The organism is Chryseobacterium sp. MP_3.2, assembly GCF_035984805.1.
In the GTDB taxonomy this organism is placed as follows: domain Bacteria; phylum Bacteroidota; class Bacteroidia; order Flavobacteriales; family Weeksellaceae; genus Kaistella.
Window position 1 is genome coordinate 1 of sequence record NZ_JAXCHW010000014.1, and the last position, 20762, is coordinate 20762.

A 20762-nucleotide genomic window follows, 5' to 3' on the forward strand; every position below is an offset into this window, starting at 1 on the left:
TCGAATAATCCTTTTGAGTGCGCTTTACATAACGCGTAACTTCCTGTTCTTTCATAATGATACTTTTTGTGTATCGCTATTTCAGGACTAGACATTCCTTCTACAAAAAATCCTTTCAAAATTTGAAAGGATTTTTTTTTGTGTTATTTTCTGCGGTTTCGAAATTTTTTAAATAAGATGTAAATGAACGGTGCTAAAATTAAGAAGGGCCAAAATGAAACCAGTCCTAAGAGAAAACTCACAAAAGAATTCCAACCTCCCGCGATAGAATCTCCAAATCTACTGCCGAAACCAATTTTGGAAGTGGAGGAACTTCTGGCTTTTTCTTTGTACAAATCTAAAGTTAAGGTGCTGTAATTCACACGATCATCAATAAAGCGTAATCGTCCTTCAGCGACGTCAATTTCATCTTCCAATGCTCTAATATTCTCTTGAATATCTAACATGTCTTTCGTGGTGGTCGCCTTTTTCAGCATATCACGGTACTTTTCCAGATAAATTTTTTTATTTTCAAGCTTGATAGAAACATCGGTGTATTCTTCAGTCACATCTTCCGCACGTATCGTTTTGCCAATCACTTCACCAATTCCGGTAGCAAATGAATTAATCAAAGCTTCGAAATTTTGATTTGGAACACGGATGACAAGGCTTAAACTTTCGGAAGTATCAGTGTTCCGGTAATTTTCACTGAGGAGATAGGCTTTATTCTTTGTCAGCAGTCTATTGATCTCATTTTTGGCCTTTTCAATATCAGAAACTGAAATGCCCATTTCTCCGTTCTTGATTATTTTTTTAGGGACGAATTTACTTTTAGAAGGATTAGAACTCTGCTTTTCATTTTCCACTTTCGCTTCTTCATTTGGTGGCGGTGGAGTTTGCATTTTCCCGGGAGGTTCTGGAAGCACTTCCATTAATGCTGCATTAACTTCGACAGCATCTTGGCCGTTTTGTCCACAAGAGTATATTATAAATAGGAATAGAACAAAAATTGATCTTATTGTCATGATTGAGGTGTTTTTAATTAATATTTAAGTCCAAATTTCTTCAGAACGAAAGAAAGTAACCAAATTGGACCTACTAAAAGAAATTGTAAATCCTTCAGAAAACTAGATTTTTTACCTTCTATTTTATGACCGTAAAATTGACCAATCCAAGATAAGATAAAAACTGATAAAAATACAATCCAGGATTTCTGTTCGAAAGTGACATTGACAAAATAAATGAAGTGTTCCAAAAGAAGCATAATGAAAAACATGATGATCGCAATTCTCCAGGAAAGTCTGAAATAAAAGACGGATACTGCAATAATCGTCAAAATGGAAACCACGCTTATCGCACCAAAATAAAGGATAAAAATATGGGGTGCGGGAATGAGGGAAATAAATCCGAGAATGCTCCAGAAGATGAGAGGAACACAAATCCAGTGAATCAATTTGTTTGTTTGATTTTGATGGCTTTCTGCATATTCTGAAAACATTTTGTCGATTTTTCTCATTATTTAGAAAATTTTCTGTGACTAATTTAGTCAACTTTTCCTAATGAGGACGCACCTCTGCGCAAAAAATTTTTTGATTCACCCTTTCTTCACTTTTGCGTATTTTTGAAAAAATTTTTGGAGAAATGAAAGATTTAATGGGACAGGCAATTTTGGATTATTTTCACAATAAAAAAACAGAAGATTTATTAACCGAGACGTCTATTTCTGAAATTGACGAATTACCGGTTGATTATTTATTTCGGGATTTCGACAATATGAATTTAATTGAACAAAAAGCTTTGGAATTATCAAAGGGAAAGATTCTGGATATAGGTTCTGGAGCCGGTTCGCATAGTTTATATCTTCAAAACGAGAAAAAATTAGAGGTTTTGGCTTTGGATATTTCTCCAAAATCTATTGAAGTCTGCCAATTGCGCGGTGTTGAAAATGCTATTTGTACTGATATTTTAAATTTTGCAGGCGAAAAATATGATACGATTCTCATGTTGATGAACGGAACTGGGATTTTCCAAAGTTTAGAAAAAATTGATTTGTATTTGGAAAAATTATATTCTTTGCTGAACGAAAACGGACAAATTCTAATTGACAGCACGGATATTTTGTACATGTACGATCGAGATGAAGAAGGCGGAGTTTTAGTTCCAGCTGATCATTATTATGGCGAAGTAGATTATTTTGTACACTACAAACTGGACACTGAAAAACCCATAAAATGGCTTTATTTGGATTTTGAAACCTTAAAAAGGGCGGTAGAAAATAATGGATTTGACATTAAAAAAATTATGCAACAAGATGATTCTTATTTGGCGAAATTGACTAAAAAAGACCTGAATTAATTTTCAGGTCTTCTGTTTTAAAATATTTATCCAATTTCAACACCATTTTCAACCTGTACATCAGGCGTGACAAAAACTAATTTTCCCTCTGCATCATTAGTTAAAAGCAACATTCCCTCAGATTCGATGCCGCGGATTTTTCTTGGCGCAAGATTTAATAAGATCATGACTTGTTTTCCGACACATTCTTCTGGCGTGAAACTTTCTGCAACTCCCGAGACTACGGTTCTTACATCAACTCCAGTATCCACAGAGAATTTCAGTAATTTATCGGCTTTTTCTACTTTTTCTGCAGTTAGGATCGTGGCTGTTCTTAAATCTATTTTCGTAAAATCATCAAACTGGATTTCTTCTTTCATTGGGTTGGCTTTTGGATTGGTTTTTTTGTTGGATTCTTTCGTGTTCTCTAATTTTTGAATTTGAAATTCAATCGTCTCATCTTCAATTTTCGAGAATAATAATTCTGCCGGATTAATTTGATGTCCGGTTTTGATTAAAACTTTTTCATTTTTAATTTCTTCCCAACTCAACTGAGAAACATTGAACATTTTCTGCAACTTTTCTGCGCTGAAAGGTAAGAACGGTTCGCAAATTTGGGCTAAACCAACTGCAATTTGTGCGGCCACGAAAAGAGATTGTGCCGCTTTTTCCGGATTGTCTTTAATGGTTTTCCAAGGTTCTTCAATCTGAAGATATTGATTTCCGAAACGCGCCAAATTCATCATGGCCGTTAAAGCATTTCTGAATTCATAATGCTCTAAGAAATTTTCAACTTCGGTGGCAGCTTTGGTCACTTCCTGAAGTTCCTCGGCATTTTCATTTCCGGCTGGAACAATTCCGTCGTAATATTTATGAATCAAAACGGCAACTCTGTTGATAAAGTTCCCGAAAATCCCCACCAATTCTGAATTGTTTTTGGTTTGAAAATCTTTCCAGGTAAAGTTGTTGTCTTTCGTTTCCGGAGCAGAAGAAAGTAAGGAATAACGCAAAACATCTTGTTGACCGGGAAATTCTTCTACATATTCATGTGCCCAAACTGCCCAGTTTCTGGAAGTTGAGATTTTATCATTTTCTAAATTTAAAAATTCAAAAGCGGGAACATTTGTGGGCATAATGTAATCTCCATGCGCTTTCATCATCGCCGGGAAAATAATACAGTGGAAAACAATATTGTCTTTCCCGATGAAATGAACCAGATCCGTATTTTCGTTTTGCCAATACTCTTTCCAGTCTTTTCCATTTTTCGCCGCCCATTCCTGCGTGAAAGAAATATAGCCGATTGGTGCATCAAACCAGACATAAAGGACTTTTCCGTCTGCATCTGGAAGTGGAACCGGAACGCCCCAGTTTAAATCGCGCGTCATTGCTCTGGGTTTCAATCCATCGGTCAACCAGGATTTCACTTGGCCGTAAACATTGGGTTTCCAATCATCTTTATGACCTTCGATGATCCATTTATTCAGAAAATCTTCATACTCATTTAAAGGAAGATACCAGTTTTTAGTCTCCTTTAAGATCGGAACATTTCCACTCAACATGGATTTTGGATTAATCAATTCTGAAGGAGAAAGGGTAGAACCACATTTTTCGCACTGATCGCCGTAGGCGTTTTCGTTGCCACAATTCGGGCAAGTTCCTACAATGTAGCGATCAGCCAAAAATTCTCCAGCCTGTTCATCAAAATACTGTTCGGAAACATCTTCCGTAAATTTTCCTTTGTTATAAAGTGTTGTAAAAAAATCCTGACTGACTTGTTTGTGTTTCGGGGAGGTTGTACGTGAATATTCATCAAAAGAAATCCCTAAATCTGCAAAAGACTTTTTGATGATTTCGTGGTATTTGTCCACGATATCTTGTGGAGCAACGCCTTCTTTTTTAGCACGAATGGTAATGGGAATCCCGTGTTCATCGGAGCCACAAATAAAAGCCACGTCTTTTCCTAATCTTCTGTTGAATCTTGCATACACATCTGCTGGAATATAAACTCCGGCTAAATGACCAATATGAACTGGACCATTTGCATAAGGCAAAGCTGCCGTAATCATCTTTCTTTCTGACATATTCTTCGGTCTAAATTTTTGCAAAGATAAGGGTTAATGGAGAAAATTAAAAATCAATATTTGGGAAGTGAGGCGTTGAATTTTATTGGTCGTTCACCAATTAGAATTTAATAACTCTCCGTTCAAAATTTCATTTCTTCATTCATTATCTATTATTGCGATTTTTTCGAAATTGATTAATTGTTTCTATATTTTTTGTAATTTTATTTTAAATTAGTTAAAAATAATCAGGTAAGATTGTTAAATATGTGAATATAATTAAACAGTGATTTAATGATTAAAAAAGAATTTTCAGATGTGAAAGTGTCGATTTCAAAATTGGGAGTCGCAATTATTAAAAATGGATCACGTTAAATACATTTCGAAATGAAAAAATATCTACTCCTGCTTGTTCTTTTTGCCTTGGTAAACTGCGGATTTGCGCAGAGTAGTGAAATTGATGGACTCAAAAAAGAATTATCAAACCATCCGCAACAAGATACCTTTAAAGTCAATAGGCTAAATGAACTTGCTTTCAATCTGGCATTGTCACCAGAAAATAGAGCGGATTTGGCGCAGGAAGCAATATCAATTTCAAATAAAATCAATTATCCTGCGGGAAAAGGCAAAGCTTTAGTTTCGCTGGCTTTAGTTAAAGGTAGAGAGGGAAATGCTGTGGAGTTTTCAGAATTAATAAAGGAAGCTCACTCAATTGCAGCAACCTCAAAAAATTTAGAATTGAAAGCGCGTATTTCCATAGTAGAAGGAATGGTTGCTGATAATTTGCAACAAAAATTAAAATTTTATTTAAAGGCGGATTCCATTGCCGCAGAATCATCTGATTACATTTTACAATCCCGCGCAAAGTATCTTTTGGCGAATACCTATGTTACTGCATTTAGTGATTATGGAAAGGGTATTGACTATACCTTTAAAGCCTTGCATCTTGCAGAAAAAGCCAATGATACAAAAAGTCTCATCACCTGCTGGACTGGTCTGGGAAATATTTACGCCCAAATTGGAGATCAAAAAAATGCACTTTTTTATTTAAACAAAGCAGAAACAGCAAATAAAACCTTTAAAGATTTAGGAATTGAATATTTGCTGCAGAATGCCATAGGAGAACGGTACCGACTCACGGGAAAATATCCTGAAGCCATAAAAGCGTACAGGAAAGGATTAAAAGTTGGAAAAATTTTGGATATTAATCCTTCTCTTAATGAAAGCAATTTGGCAGATGTTTACACCAGAATGGATAATTTACCACTTGCGTTTCAATATGCATTTAGTGCTTTAAAAGGAGCCAAAGAAATAAATGATGTTGGAGGCGAAGAGTGGATTTATGGAATTCTGTCTCGTGCATATTTGAAAGAAAATAATGTAGATCGTGCCATTTATTACGGTAATTTAGGATATTCTTCGGCCGAAAATTCTGGTGGCACAGAAAATTTGCGAGATAATGCGCTGGCTCTTTCGGAAGCGTACGCAGCGAACAAAGATTACAAAAATGCCTACACCAATAGGCTCTTATTTACCAAATACCGAGAAAGCATTTTCAATGATGAAGTGCGCAATAGAACGGCCGTAGAACAATACACCTATAATATTGACAAAAAAGAAGCACAGATTAATGTGTTAAATGAGCAAAAAAAGGGGCAGCGAAATTTGTTATTTGGCGCTCTAGGTTTGTTGCTTCTCATTTTCACTGTTGCAGCTTTACTCTTTAGAAATAATAAACAAAAACAAAAAGCAAATAATCTCTTAGCAGCCCAAAAGCTGGAAATTGATGAAAAAGCCAAAGCACTCTCTGGTCAAAAAGATAATGTAGAATTGCTCAATAGTATCGGTCGAAAAATCACTTCTTCGCTTTCTATTGAAAAAGTGATCGGCACTGTTTACAAAAGTGTAAATACTTTAATGGATGCTAGTGTTTTTGGGATTGGGATTTATAATCCGTCAGAAAAAACCATTGATTTTCCGCACACCTATGAAAATGGAAAGCCTCTTCCGTTTTATTCAAATTCCATCGATGATGAAAATCGCTTGGGCGCGAAATGTTTTAAAGAAGGCAAAGAAATTATTCTCAATAATTTGAGTGAAAACTATAGAGATTATCTGCAGGAAATTAAAATGCCTGACCAAGGTTTACAGGCTGTTTCCGTTATTTTTCTTCCTTTAATTGCGAAGGAAAAAAAATTAGGGGTCATTACCGTGCAAAGTTTTAAAGAAAACTCCTATTCTGAATATCAATTATTCATGCTTAGAAATATTGCAATTTATGCAGCCATCGCTTTAGATAATGCAGAATCTTACCAGCAATTAGACAACACATTGTCTACCTTGAAGGAAACTCAAAACCAGCTAATTCAATCCGAAAAAATGGCAAGTTTGGGTGAGCTTACGGCTGGAATTGCACATGAAATTCAAAACCCGTTAAATTTTGTGAATAATTTTTCAGAAGTCAGCGCAGAACTCATTGATGAAATGAATGTTGAAATAAACAAGGGAGACTTTGCGGAAGCGCAAGTGATTGCGAATGATGTAAAACAAAATTTGGAAAAAATAAATCATCACGGAAAACGCGCTGATGCCATTGTGAAGGGCATGCTGCAACATTCCAGAAGTTCAAAAGGTGTGAAAGAATTAACAGATTTAAACGCGCTTTGCGATGAATATTTAAGATTGTCTTATCACGGATTGCGCGCCAAAGATAAATCCTTTAATGCCACCATCCGAACAGATTTTGATGATTCTATCGGGAAAGTAAATTTGATTCCGCAAGATTTTGGTCGTGTGATTTTGAATTTATTGACCAATGCTTTTTATGCAGTGGATGAAAAGGCGAAAGCTGGAAGTACGGACTACGAACCAACGGTTTCCATAACTACCAAAAAGGAAAAAGGAAATATCATAATCCTTGTTTCCGATAATGGAAATGGAATTCCGCAAGAAATTAAAGAAAAAATATTTCAACCTTTTTTTACCACTAAACCCACGGGAAAGGGAACTGGTTTAGGATTGTCTATGAGTTTTGATATTATTAATAATGGTCATCAAGGAGAATTGAGCGTGGATTCCGTAGCAGATGAAGGAACTGCATTTAGAATTAGATTACCTGTATAAAAATGAAGAACAGCATGAAAATATTAGTAGTAGATGATGAACAAGATGTGAAAAGTCTCTTTGAGCAGCGGTTTAGAAAAGAAATTAAAGACAAAGAGATTCATTTAGTATTTGCCTTTTCTGGTGAAGAAGCACTTTTATTTATGAATAAACATGAGCACGAAGCGGTTCTCATTCTTTCAGACATCAATATGCCCGGAATGAGCGGCTTGGATTTATTAAAAAATATCAAAAAAAACTATGATAAACCTTCACCCATTGTGATGATGATTACCGCCTATGGTGATGATGAAAATTACAATGAAGCCATGAGTTTGGGGGCAGATGATTTTCTGACAAAACCTGTGGATTTTAATCAGTTGAAAGAGAAACTAAAAAACAAATACCATGACTAGAATATTAGTGGCAGATGATGAACCCGATTTAGAAGCGCTCATCCGTCAGAAATTTCGACAAAAAATTAGAGACCAAGTCTATGAATTTGTCTTCGCTGAAAATGGCAAAGATGCCCTGGAGAAAATAAATGCAAATGCAGATATTGATATTGTTTTAAGTGATATTAACATGCCCGTAATGGACGGATTAGCCTTGCTTTCAAAAATTGGAGAATTGCATCCGTTAAAGAGGACCGTGATGGTTTCTGCGTATGGAGACATGGAAAATATTCGTTCCGCCATGAATTCTGGAGCATTTGATTTTATTACAAAACCTGTTAATTTCGGTGATTTAGAAACCACGATTGAAAAAACCATCAAACAGGTTTCGCAGATAAAAAGCACTTTGAAAGCCATTAAAGAAAATAATATCCTGAAAATGTATGTGGATAAAAATGTGCTTAGTTTCATGGAAACACGCGAGTACGAATCATCTCTTACAGCCAATGAAACCATAGAGGCCACCGTGGTATTTATTGATATATGTGGTTTTACTTCTATCAGTGAAAAAGAATCTCCCGATGCGGTAGTTAAACTTTTGAATAGTTATTTTGATGTAATGGTCAAAGAAATTATTGCCCAAAATGGAGTGGTTGATAAATTTATTGGCGATTGTGTGATGGCTGTTTTCAAAGGCGATTATCAGATCGATCGGGCGATAGAAGCAAGCCTTGCAATTAGAGATCAAATTCAAAACTTACCGTCTCAAAAAGATTTCTCGCCCCATGTTTCCATTGGTATTAATAGTGGAGAAATGATTTCGGGAAATATTGGATCTGCTACCTTAAAGCGCTTGGATTTCACGGTAATTGGAGATACGGTAAATACCGCTCAGCGTCTTCAAAGTGTTGCTGAAGTTGGACAAATTTTAATTCCTGAATCGGCTTTTGAGCAAGTGCAATCTTCTTTCGTGTGCAAAAAAATTGGCAGCATCAGTTTAAAGAACAAGGAACAGAAAACCACAATCTACGAGGTGATTAGTTAAAAAAATAAGTCCATTTTTATGCAATACCATCAATTATATTCCGTCGTTATTTCAATTTTAGAGAAAGAAATTGCTCCAAAATTCACCTACCATAATGCAGATCATACTCAGATTGTTTTAGATAATGCAATAGCGATTGGGGAGAAAGAAAATATCTCTGAGGGTGAAATGATCTTACTAAAAACCGCTGCTTTATTGCATGATGTTGGATTTGTAGAGAACCATCTTAATCACGAAATGTTGAGTTGCAAATTTGCCAAAAAACATCTCCCAGAATTTGGGTATTCCTCGAAAGAAATTTCACAGATCTGCGAAATGATTATGGCGACAAAATTGCCACAAACGCCCAAGAATCATTTGAGTAATATTCTCTGCGATGCAGATTTGTACTATCTCGGCGGAGACCAGTATCAATTTTATGCAGATCAGTTGTATCATGAATTCAAATCGAGCGGCATTTTAAAAACGAAAGAAGAGTGGCACCAAAGACAACTGGATTACCTTAAAGAACATCGGTATTTTACAAAGTGGGTGCAAGAGCAAAGAAATGAGAAAAAAATTGAAAACAAATTAACCTTAGAAAAACACGGCGCGAGATTTTCAAAAAAAGGAAGAGGTTTGGAGAATTTTCAAGATTTAATTTCTGCCATTGGTGGAATTATAATTGCCGCATTTGCGCTCAATTCTTTTCTTGTTCCGAACCATTTTTTTGATGGGGGCATTACAGGTATTTCCCTATTGGTCCATGAAGTATATCATTTTAATTTGGCCGCTGTTATTGTTATATTCAATATTCCATTGGTTATTCTGAGCTATTTTACGGTCGGTAGAAACTTTGCTCTGAAAACATTTTTAAGCGTAGTTTTTTTGGGAATTTGTTTGTGGCAATTACCGGCTGTAGATATTACGAATGATAAGACAATTGTTGCCATTTTTGGCGGTGCTTTTTTGGGTATTGGTGTTGGTTTGGTGATGCGTGCAGGTGCAGCTTTAGATGGAATTGAAGTTTTAGCACTGTATACTTTAAAGAGAACGTCTTTTACGATTACTGAAATCATTTTGGGCATCAACATCATTATTTTTGGTATTGCAGCAATTAAATTTGGAATAGAAACTTCCCTCTATTCTGTATTGACTTATTTTGTGGCGACAAGATGTATCGATTACGTGGTAGAAGGAATTCAGGCTTATACGGGAGTAACAATTATCTCCACGAAAAGCGAAGAAATAAAGTTCGAGTTGGTAAATAGGTTGGGTCGTGGAATTACAATTTATAAAGGAGAACGCGGTTTTCTACCCGGGAAATATGATGTGAGTGCAGATTGTGATATCATCTATACCGTAATTACGCGGTTAGAAATGCGAAAAGTAAAAAATTTGGTCCACATAATTGATCCTAACGCATTTATCTATGCCAACACAATAAGAGAAGCAGCTGGTGGAATTATAAAAAGTAGAGTAAAGCATTAGAAAAATGAAAATATTATCTTGTGTTAGAAAACAAGACAAATCCTTGTTTTGGAATATTTTTATCGAAAAATATTGAGATGTAAATTTTGTAAGGAGGAAGATATCCTTTTTCAATAATGATAATAAAAATGCTAAAGTTTGCCTGCAATCTATTCTTATACGATTGCAGACAAAATTTAGCTGTTAATGAATGTATTTTTTGAATTACCTACTTGTAGCAACTACATTTCCATCTTTATCCCTAATTGTTCCATCTTTGTCAATGGTCATTCCTTCTTGTAACTTTGTGACAGAGCCATCTTTCCGAATGACTTCTCCATTCATCATTATCTTATCTCCATTTTCTAGAATTATCTCTTTATTTAAAGGGACTAGTTGACCGTCTTGCATGGTTACTACTGTTCCATTTTTCATGAGTACGCCACGATCTGCACTCGTCAATCCTACAGTCATCGTTTCTAGAACGGTGCTAGAAATTTGTTGTGATGCAATTGTTTCAGTAGGGGGAACAGGTGGCGGCGGCGGCGGCGGTGGAGCTACGGATGTTGTTTTGCAGGAACTTAACACAAAAATTGCCGAAAGTACAAAAATTGAATTTTTCATGATTAGTGTTTTTTTTAATGGAATTGTAAAATTAATTAGAAAAATCTAATAATAATCGATAATCAGTAAAAGATTTCAATCAAATTTGCAGATTGTACTAAATATCGTTTTTCTGCGATGTAAGAATTCCCCTACTTGTTTTCTAGAAAGTTGTGGGACTTACATCAATCGTAAAGAGATGGAAACCCTCACTTTTTTTATTTTATTGTTAAAAAGTTTGAAAAAGGTAGAATTTGAGTAGAAAATAGATTGTTTAATTACATTTTTGCTAAACAAGTGTTTAGCTTTTTGTTAATTTTATAAAACCCCATCCAATGCATGAAATTATATAAAACATTGACCTCTATGTAGTTAATAAATTTTTACACTTATAATGTATGATAATTATCAGAAATAATTAACAATTTTAATAAAATTTTAGTAATATTTAGTTTTTTGCTTAAATTGCGTTGCTTCTTAATAGGAAGAAGTTCAAAAAAAAACTAATATTAATCCTTAAATTATATTTTTGTGAGAAACTATACAACAGTTTTAAAAATTGCACCGGCTTTTTTATTTTTCGCTGGCACAATGTTACAGGCACAAACAACGGATTCGCTTAAAACTGCGGACATAGAACAAGTTGTTTTAATTGGATACGGTAAACAGAAAAAATCTGATCTTACGGGATCTATTACTTCTGTTACCGAGAAAGACTTTAACCAAGGGGCAATTGTTTCCGCTGATCAGTTGATCAATGGTAAAGCACCTGGAGTTAGAATTACGAGTGATGGTGGTTCTCCAGATTCTAATCCTAATATTAGAATTAGAGGTGGAGCTTCATTAAACGCATCTAATAATCCTTTAATTGTTATTGATGGTATTCCATTGGACTCTAATAACGCGGCAGGTTCTGGAAATCCATTGAATCTGATCAATCCAAATGATATTGAATCATTCGCAATTTTAAAGGATGCAACTGCTACCGCAATTTATGGAAACAGAGCTTCTAATGGAGTTATTATCATTAAAACAAAACGTGGCGGTGGAAAATTGAAAGTTAATTTCAATACCAATGTTCAGGTAGGTGAGGTCACAGATTACATTGACGTGATGAATGCGGAGCAATTTACCAATTTCATTACCGCAAATTACCCACAATTCAAAAGTAGATTAGGAGTTGGTGGAAATTTAAACACACCAACCGTTACAGGTCGACTTTATGATACTGATTGGCAAAAACAAATCTACAGAACTACCGTATCAAGTGATAATAATTTGAGTATTTCTGGAAGATTGTTTAAAAGTTTGCCCACAAGATTATCTTTAGGATATAACAGAACGGAGGGAGTTGTAAAAACTTCTGATTATGAGCGTTATTCTACCGGTTTAAATTTATCCCCAACATTTTTTGACAAGCATCTAAAAGTTGACGTCAGCTTAAAAGGACTATATTCCAAATTGAATGCGGTAGATGCAGGTGGAGCGATTGGTGGAGCATTAAATATGGATCCTACAAAACCAGTTTATCTTAATCAGACCAATTTAAGTGGTGATCCTTTCAATAGATTTGCAGGATACTACCAAGATGTAGTTTTAAATGGTGGTCAGTATAAAATCAATGGATCAAGCAATCCTTTAGCAATTCTTCAACAAAGAACAAGCCCTCAAGAAATCTATAAGTTCTTAGGAAATGCGGAATTTGATTATAAGTTGCACTTTTTTCCAGATTTAAGAGCAGTTTTAAATTTAGGTTTAGAAGCTTCTAAATCTGATTTAACTACAGTGTACGGTAATAATGCGATTGCAACCTACAGAAATCCGCAGAATACGGTAGCACCAAATGATTTTGTTTTCAATCCAGGTGTAGACTACGCAGAGCACCAAACCATTGTGAATCAAACAATGGATGCTTATTTGGTTTATGAAAAAAAATTCAGTGGATTTTTATCTAATTTCTTGTTACAAGGTGGTTATTCTTACCAGAACTTTAAGAACGATGGTTTCAAAGACAACTACCGTTATAATGATGATGGAATTAGAGTTCCAAATCCCGGAACTGCTTTAAATCCAAATAACAGATATTACAATGTTCTAAATCTTCAGTCTTATTACGGTAGATCAAACATTGACTTCTTAAATAAATATTTATTCACGTTTACTTTAAGGGTAGATGGATCCTCTTTGTTTAATGAAGATAATAGATATGGATATTTTCCAGCAGTTGGATTCGCTTGGAAAGTGAATGAAGATTTGTTTAAAGAAAATGCACAAGTCCGAGAATTGAAATTAAGATTAGGTTGGGGTAAAACAGGTCAGGCAAACATTGTAGGTATTGCAGGATTTTATCCATCTAGACCGTTATTCCAGATTGGTGGTTCTAACTCCCAATATTTCCCAGGAATTGGAACGTACAGTGCGATTCCTTTTAACCCAAATTTAACTTGGGAAACTACAGAAACGCTTAATGCAGGTTTAGATTTCTCTTTCTTCGGTAGAGATAGATTGACGGGTAGTGTAGATGTTTACCAAAGAAAAACAACGGATCTATTAGCATTCGTTCCTATTCCTCCAGGTCAGGCATTAACCAATCAATTTGTAGATAACGTAGGTTCACTAGAAAATACCGGTGTTGAAGCAAATATTACTGTAATGCCAGTGAAGACAGAAGATTTCACGTGGAGTGTAGGTGCTAATTTTGGGTACAATGATGCCAAAATTACAGATTTGAAAAACGTACCAAGCATTGTAGATGATGGTAGCACGTTACCAATTGGTACTGGAGTAAAATTAGCTTACAATGCAGTTGGACAAGCTCCTTATTCAGCTTGGGTGTTCCAGCAAGTTTATGATGCAGACGGACGGGTAATGCCAGAAGTGTATGTAGATAGAAACGGAGATGGATCTATTAATAATGATGATCGCTATTACAGAGCTTTAAGACCAAACTGGACTTACGGTTTTAATACTACGGCGAATTACAAAAACTGGGATTTGAATGCAGCATTCAGAGGGCAGATTGGTGGTTTAGTGTATAACACAAGAAATTTAGCACAAGGCTACATTGAATATACAGCGCCACAAAATGGACAAAATTTAAATAACGTTTTAGCATCTACTGCTAATACGCCATTTGTAAATTTAACAGACAATACGTATTTCTCAGATTACTTTTTAGAGAACGCTTCATTCTTGAAATTAGACAACGTATCTTTAGGATACTTAATCAATAATTTTATTGGTGATACTAATGTTCGAATCTATGCTTCTGTAAATAACGTATATACATGGACGAAGTACTCCGGTCAAGATCCCGAAAACTTCTCAGGCATTGATAATAATTTTTATCCAAGACCTAGAGTTTATACCCTTGGCTTTAATTTTAATTTTTAATATTACAAACAAATGAAAAATCTAAAATTTAAAAGTTTAGCATTTTTATTCCTCTTTGCAGTAGTGGGTAACTCCTGTACAAGAGATTTGGATACGAATCCAAAAGTGGATTTGACTTTAGAAAATTTATTGGCAAATGATCCTAATGCAGTTGAAGGTCTTTTATCCAGACTATATGCAAGTTTTGCACTATCCAGTGTAAATGGACCAGGAAGTTCAGACATCAGTGGTGCAGATGCGGGAGAATCTCCATTTATCAGAGGAATTGTAAATCTACAGGATTTTACTGCAGATGACATGAAAAACAGATGGGGAGACAATGGATTAGACCAATTAACTACCACTACCAACTGGACTAGTAATAACAAATTCTTTAAGTATGCTTATGACAGATTGTATTATACAATTCCACAGGCTACTAATTTAATTGCTATTATGAAAAGAGATGATGTGGTGTATGCAGAGAAGGAGCAAGTAATTAGCGAACTTCGTTTTTTACGTGCGATGTCTTACTATTACATTATTGATTTATTTGGTAAAGGAGTTTTGGTGAATGATGATAATTTCAATACACCATTACCTTTAGCGCAATCCTCAAGAACAGAATTATTTGCTTTTGTAGAGTCAGAATTACTTGATGTAGAAGGTAAGATTTCTGCACAAGCTTCTTATGGTAAAGCGAATAAATCTGCGGTAAGAATGTTATTGGCTAAATTGTATCTAAACTCAGAAGTTTATACAGGAGTAGCTAAATATTCAGAAGCAGGAACCTATGCGGCAAAAGTTATTAATGAAGGCGGTTACATTTTAGAACCCAACATTAGAAAAAACTTTTCTGCAGACAACAACAACTCAAGAGAAATTATTTTTCCGTTGATCGCGGATGCAGTTTCCAGCCAAAGTTTTGGTAACACTACCTATTTAGTAAACGGAAGTTTATCTACAGATACTATGACTCCTGCAAATTATGGAGCAACAGAAGGTTGGGCTGGTCACAGAGCAACAAAAGCTTGGTACGGTCTTTTCGGAAATTCTGCGGCAGCTATTGCAGCGAATCCAGATCAAAGAGGTCAGATTTTCTGGACTACAGGACATAGCTTTGAAATGACGGATTATAAAACTTGGACAGATGGTTTCCCCGCAAACAAGTTTTGGAATAAAAATTCTGATGGAACTGGTGCGGTAACTTCTTTCTCTTCTACAGATTTCCCCTTATTTAGATTGAGTGATGCACATTTGATGTATGCCGAAGCAGCTCTTAGAGGAGCTTCTACCGCTACAGTTGGTCAAGGTTTAACGTATGTGAATCTTGTTCGTGCAAGAGCAGGAGCAACTTCTTTTGCCACCATTAATCTTCAGAATATTTTGGATGAAAGAGCTAGAGAATTAAACTTCGAAGGTGTAAGAAGACAGGATTTAGTAAGATTCGGTAAATTTACTGGGAGCTCTTACATTTGGCCTTGGAAAGGTGGCGTGAAAGACGGAACTTCGATTCCTGCTCATTACAATGTTTTCCCAATTCCAAGCACTGCACTGCAATCTAATCCTAATTTAACTCAAAATACGGGTTACTAATTCAATCATTAAATATCTTTAATACAATGAAAAACAATCATATTTTTAAAGCAGTTTTTGCAGTTATGATCTTAGTGGGTTTAACATCTTGCGATGACCGAGAGATCATAAAAATAGAAAGCGGTGCTGCACCAATCGTGATGGACTTATCTGCAGAGAAACTTTTTTTAGATAAAAATTTTCCAGATACTCCAGCACTTAATGTAAACTGGAGCCAGGCAACCTTTAGTGTTCCTGTAGAAGTGGCTTACCAAATCGAAGCTTCGGCAACAACTGACTTCGCAAATAAAGTAGTATTAGGTACAGTAGAACAATCTACTAGAACTGCAACTTTTACCGTAAAGCAAATTAATGACGCTACTAAAATTTTGGGACTGCCGAAAGACGTAGAAAATCCGATGTACCTTAGAGTAATTTCTTCTATCGGTGTCAATCAAATGGCTGCAACTTCTAACGTAACAAATGTAAAGGTTACTCCGTATGCTACAAGTCCTACTTATGCATATCAAGATTTATTCTTGATCGGAGCTGCAACAGCAGGAGGTTGGGATAATTTGGCAACCAATTCTAATCTAATGCCATTGCTGAAAACCAATGACCCTACGAAATATAGTTTTACTGGTTATTTCAAGGCAGATGGTTTTAAAATAATCAAAGTAAAAGGATCTTGGGATGAACAATTTGGCTTAGGTGCAGGTCCTGGAACGCTTAGCACAGATGGTGGTTCTGGAAATCTTTCCGCTCCGGCAGATGGATATTATAAATTGACAGTAGATATTTTAGCGCTTACTTATACGTTTGAGCCTGCTACTGTTCCTGCTACTACATACAGTAACCTTTCTATCATTGGAACGGTAAACGGAAACTTTGATAATGACACTCAAATGACGAAATCTACTTTTGATCCACATGTTTGGAAAATCTTGGGAGTAAGTTTATCAGACGGGGAATTTAAGTTTAGAGCAAACAATGCATGGGATACCAATTGGGGAAGCAGCACCGAATATTTCGGAACTGCAACTCAAGGCGGGGCAAATATTCCATTGGCAGCAGCTTGGACTTATGATATTTATTTCAATGATGCTACGGGTAGTTATACCATAATTCCTGTACAATAGGCATTGCAGAAACTTTAATTACTAATTGAAATTACATGAAAAATATATTTAAAATTCTAATGGTAATGATTTTACCATTGTTCTTACTCAACTCTTGTAGAGATGAGACAGATAAAGATTGGACGACGCCAGAAGCGGGAATTAAATTGTATAACAGCACGCTTAGCAGTAATGTATTATATCCTTCAATGGCAGATAATGCGTTCCGTTTAACGTGGGATCCACTTGCAGGTGTAAGCGGAGAATATACGGTGCAAATATCTAAAACCGCAGATTTTGCTACTCCAGTAGTATTAGGAACAACAACTAAGACAGACTATACCACTAAAATCAGCACCTTGAACATGGCGCTTTTGCAAGCTGGTTTTTCACCTTACAGTTCAAATCCTGTATTTATAAGAGTGATGTCAGGAACGTACATGTCTAATATTATTTCTGTTGCAGTTACACCTTACCCAGTTGATAAACCAGTAATTACAGCTCCTACAGCAGGGCAGTCAATTGTTTTAAATGCTACCGCTCCTACCGCAGTTGCCACAACTGTAAAATGGAGTGATTATGTTTACGGAACAAATGTAAGTTACAATGTAGAAATTGCACCAGGTGGTTCTACTGCTTTTGCTTCTGCGGGAACTACAGAAAATGTAAAAGAATTATCATGGACCAACTTCCAGTTAAATGATGCCGTTTTAAAATTAGGGGGTGTAGTTGGAGTTGCAAAGGATATTCAAATTAAAGTAACTGCTACTACAGCTTCAGCCGGAGGTACAATTAACAAAACTTCAGATATTGTGACGTTCAAAGTTACGCCTTACCAACCGGCATTTGTAGATTTCTACTTAGTTGGTGGTGGTACTGCAGTGGGTTGGAATGCAACTTCTTCTCAGATATTGTACAGAAACAATGACGTAGCAGAAATCTACACCTACCTTCAAAATGAGGGTGAATTTAGATTTTTAGGTCAGCAAGATTGGAATCCAATCAACTATAGTTTGAATGATGCTGCTATTAAAGATAATTTTAAATTCTTTAATACTTGGTCTACAAGTTTACAGCCTGCAGGTGATGAAAATATCAAATTTACAGGGAATTCTGGAATGTATAAAATTACAATTGATCAAAATTCTCGTGGAATTACAGTAACTCCATCAGCAATTCCTACTTTACCAACCAACGTATATTTGGTAGGTTCTCTTACTGGTTGGAATGCTTCTACAGCTGTGGAAATGAACCAAGTTGGTGACGGAGTTTATGAACTTGAAATCGCGGTACCTGCGAATTCTGAATTTAAATTTATTGGCCAGCAAGCTTGGGGAGATCTAGAATGGGCAAACATTCATACTGATGGAAATTCAGGTTTCTTAGGTCCAAAAGGAGATAACAATAATATCAAATATAATGGAACGGGTGGAACTTATAAAATCACCGCGAACATTAAGTTAGGAACGTATTCAGTTTCTCCACTTTAATAAGAACTGATATCTTATATCTTAAAACTGTTGCTTTATAGCAACAGTTTTTTTATTTTTAAGGAATATATTTTTTAGACTATGAAAATACTTACAATAGCTGCATTAAGTTTCTTAGTGGGCAACCTTACTCTAAACGCACAATCACTGAAATCTCCCAATGGAAAATTCGAAATGAATTTCCAGTTAAAAGCCGGAGTGCCATATTATGACCTTAAATATCAAGGTAAAACGGTAGTTGATGATTCTAAATTAGGATTAAGATTGCTGAAAGATGGTGATATTAAATTTGCTTCAGAAATAGAAACTTTAGCGGGCAAAGGGAAAGATTTAGATAACGGCTTCACCAAAACAGCCGAAAAATACGATTCCAAAAATGAAACTTGGGATCCGATTATGGGTGAGAAGAAATCGTATTTGAATCACTACAATGAATTGGCAGTTACTTTAAATCAAGCAGCAAACGACCGACATATTATTGTCAAATTTCGTTTGTTCGATGATGGTTTAGGTTTCAGATACGAATTCCCTATGCAGAAAAATCTGAATTATTTCATCATTAAAGAAGAAGATACCGAAATTGATTTGCCTAGCGATATGAAAGCTTGGTGGCTTGCTGGCGATTACGATTCTCAGGAATATCAAACCCAAACTTCAAAATTATCAGAAGTTCCAGCAAAATGGCCAACTTCTTATGATGGTAACGCCTCTCAAACTTTAATAAAAAATGCGGTTCAAACGCCATTAATGCTAAAGAAAGAAGGAAAAGATCAATTGTACGTGAATATCGCTGAAGCAGCGGTGATTAATTATCCAGCTTCAAATTTAGAACTTGACGCCATTAATTTCAAATTTAAAACGCATTTAACTCCAGATGCACAAGGTGCGAAAGGATATATACAAACGCCCGCTGTTTCTCCGTGGCGAACCATTATCGCCTCTCCAAAAGCGGAAGAAGTAATGGCTTCCAAAATGCTTTTTAATCTAAATGAGCCGACTCAATATAAAGATACTTCTTACATCAAACCTACGAAATACATGGGTGTATGGTGGGAAATGATTATCGGAAAATCGCAGTGGGCTTATTCTACGGCGAACAATGTGCATATCGGAAAAACAGATTTTACCAAGTTAACGCCGAACGGAAAACATGCCGCAAACAATACCAAAGTCAAAGAATACATCGACTTTGCATCAGCAAATGGTTTCGACGCTTTACTCATCGAAGGTTGGAACACTGGTTGGGAAGATTGGTTCGGTCACAGCAAAGAATTCGTTTTCGATTTCATCACGCCATATCCTGATTTCGACATTAAAATGTTGAACGATTATGCGCATTCAAAAAACATGAAATTAATGATGCATCATGAAACTTCAGGATCCGCAACGAACTACGAAAGATGGGCAGATGAAGCTTTTAAGCTGATGAATAAATACAATTATCCCTCTGTGAAAACAGGTTATGTTGGAAATATTATTCCACGTGGGGAACATCATTATTCGCAATGGACCGTGAACCATTATTTAAGAATTGCAGAGAAAGCCAATGATTACAAAATCATGGTGAACTCTCACGAATCCGTTCGTCCCTCTGGGTTATCTCGAACATATCCAAACTGGGTTGCCGCAGAAGCAGCACGTGGAACCGAGTTCGAAGCTTTTGGAGGAAATAATCCAGATCACCAAACCATTTTGCCGTTTACCCGTTTTATGGGTGGACCAATGGATTACACGCCAGGAATTTTCCAAACGAAGCTCGATTATTATTTTCCAGGAGACACCAGATTTGTGAAAACCACTTTGGTCAAGCAAATGGCGTTGTATGTGGTGATGTATTCTCCGCTTCAAATGGCCGCAGATTTACCAGAAAATTATGCCAAACACATGGATGCTTTTCAGTTCATCAAAGATGTGGCAGTAGATTGGGATGATACCAAAATTTTATCTGCAGAGCCAGGAGATTATATTCATACTGCTAGAAAAGCAAAAGGAAAAGACGAATGGTACGTTGGTGGAATCACCGATGAAAACGCCCGAAACTTTACCGTTGATTTTTCTTTCCTTCCAAAAGGTAAAAAATACGAAGCGACCGTTTATGCAGATGGTGACGATGCCGATTACATCAACAATCCACAATCTTATAAAATTTACAAGAAAACGGTGACCAACAAATCTAAACTTCCAATGAAGATGGCAAGAAGTGGTGGTTACGCGATTTCTATCAAATAGTGCAGTTTGTG

The 20762-nt window shown here is 35.8% G+C and carries 14 protein-coding genes; 10 read left to right on the forward strand and 4 right to left on the reverse strand.

All coding sequences use genetic code 11. The features are described from left to right. Positions 1 to 143 precede the first annotated feature (143 nt). Both RCH13_RS13180 and RCH13_RS13185 read right to left on the reverse strand, forming a co-directional pair. Complete coding sequence (locus RCH13_RS13180; protein ID WP_326987715.1) at positions 144 to 1004, reverse strand: DUF4349 domain-containing protein; 861 nt, start codon at positions 1002 to 1004, stop codon at positions 144 to 146. 17 nt (positions 1005 to 1021) lie between these two features. Beyond that, a complete protein-coding gene (locus tag RCH13_RS13185) occupies positions 1022 to 1495 on the reverse strand; it encodes an Mpo1 family 2-hydroxy fatty acid dioxygenase (protein WP_326987716.1) in 474 nt (157 codons plus the stop codon). Between the two features lie 125 nt (positions 1496 to 1620). Between RCH13_RS13185 and RCH13_RS13190 the strand changes: the two genes are divergently transcribed. Next, positions 1621 to 2334 (forward strand): class I SAM-dependent methyltransferase, encoded by a 714-nt coding sequence (locus tag RCH13_RS13190; protein ID WP_326987717.1) that lies wholly within the window; start codon positions 1621 to 1623, stop codon positions 2332 to 2334. 26 nt (positions 2335 to 2360) lie between these two features. Here RCH13_RS13190 and metG read toward each other — a convergent pair whose 3' ends face one another. After that, entirely contained in the window at positions 2361 to 4394 is a 2034-nt protein-coding gene (metG, locus tag RCH13_RS13195; protein WP_326987718.1) for a methionine--tRNA ligase, read from the reverse strand. Between the two features lie 366 nt (positions 4395 to 4760). On the opposite strand from metG, the gene RCH13_RS13200 reads away from it, so the two are divergent. The 4 genes from RCH13_RS13200 to RCH13_RS13215 are packed head-to-tail and all read left to right on the forward strand — an operon-like array spanning position 4761 to position 10385. Then, positions 4761 to 7496: an ATP-binding protein gene (locus RCH13_RS13200; protein ID WP_326987719.1), complete on the forward strand. Its 2736-nt coding sequence runs from the start codon at positions 4761 to 4763 to the stop codon at positions 7494 to 7496. A 14-nt stretch (positions 7497 to 7510) separates the two neighbouring features. Beyond that, positions 7511 to 7891: a response regulator gene (locus RCH13_RS13205; protein ID WP_326987720.1), complete on the forward strand. Its 381-nt coding sequence runs from the start codon at positions 7511 to 7513 to the stop codon at positions 7889 to 7891. Further along, positions 7884 to 8915, forward strand: coding sequence for an adenylate/guanylate cyclase domain-containing protein (locus tag RCH13_RS13210; protein WP_326987721.1), 1032 nt, complete (start codon positions 7884 to 7886; stop codon positions 8913 to 8915). The genes RCH13_RS13205 and RCH13_RS13210 overlap by 8 nt, the downstream gene beginning before the upstream one ends. Positions 8916 to 8933: 18 nt before the next feature. After that, positions 8934 to 10385, forward strand: coding sequence for a YitT family protein (locus RCH13_RS13215; protein ID WP_326987722.1), 1452 nt, complete (start codon positions 8934 to 8936; stop codon positions 10383 to 10385). A 204-nt stretch (positions 10386 to 10589) separates the two neighbouring features. On the opposite strand, the gene RCH13_RS13220 is transcribed toward RCH13_RS13215, so the two are convergent. After that, positions 10590 to 10988, reverse strand: coding sequence for a DUF6799 domain-containing protein (locus RCH13_RS13220; RefSeq protein ID WP_326987723.1), 399 nt, complete (start codon positions 10986 to 10988; stop codon positions 10590 to 10592). Between the two features lie 510 nt (positions 10989 to 11498). Here RCH13_RS13220 and RCH13_RS13225 point away from each other — a divergent pair. The 5 genes from RCH13_RS13225 (at position 11499) to RCH13_RS13245 (ending at position 20751) form a co-directional block, all read left to right on the forward strand. Continuing rightward, the gene (locus RCH13_RS13225; RefSeq protein ID WP_326987724.1) at positions 11499 to 14360 is read left to right on the forward strand and encodes a SusC/RagA family TonB-linked outer membrane protein; all 2862 of its coding nucleotides are present in this window, start codon (positions 11499 to 11501) and stop codon (positions 14358 to 14360) included. A gap of 12 nt (positions 14361 to 14372) precedes the next feature. Beyond that, complete coding sequence (locus tag RCH13_RS13230; RefSeq protein ID WP_326987725.1) at positions 14373 to 15935, forward strand: RagB/SusD family nutrient uptake outer membrane protein; 1563 nt, start codon at positions 14373 to 14375, stop codon at positions 15933 to 15935. Positions 15936 to 15961: 26 nt separating this feature from the next. After that, positions 15962 to 17053 carry a SusF/SusE family outer membrane protein gene (locus tag RCH13_RS13235; protein ID WP_326987726.1) on the forward strand — a complete coding sequence of 364 codons (1092 nt, stop codon included), beginning with the start codon at positions 15962 to 15964 and terminating at the stop codon, positions 17051 to 17053. Positions 17054 to 17088: 35 nt separating this feature from the next. Continuing rightward, the gene (locus tag RCH13_RS13240; protein WP_326987727.1) at positions 17089 to 18522 is read left to right on the forward strand and encodes a SusE domain-containing protein; all 1434 of its coding nucleotides are present in this window, start codon (positions 17089 to 17091) and stop codon (positions 18520 to 18522) included. An 81-nt stretch (positions 18523 to 18603) separates the two neighbouring features. Beyond that, positions 18604 to 20751: a glycoside hydrolase family 97 protein gene (locus RCH13_RS13245; protein WP_326987728.1), complete on the forward strand. Its 2148-nt coding sequence runs from the start codon at positions 18604 to 18606 to the stop codon at positions 20749 to 20751. Positions 20752 to 20762: the final 11 nt, after the last annotated feature.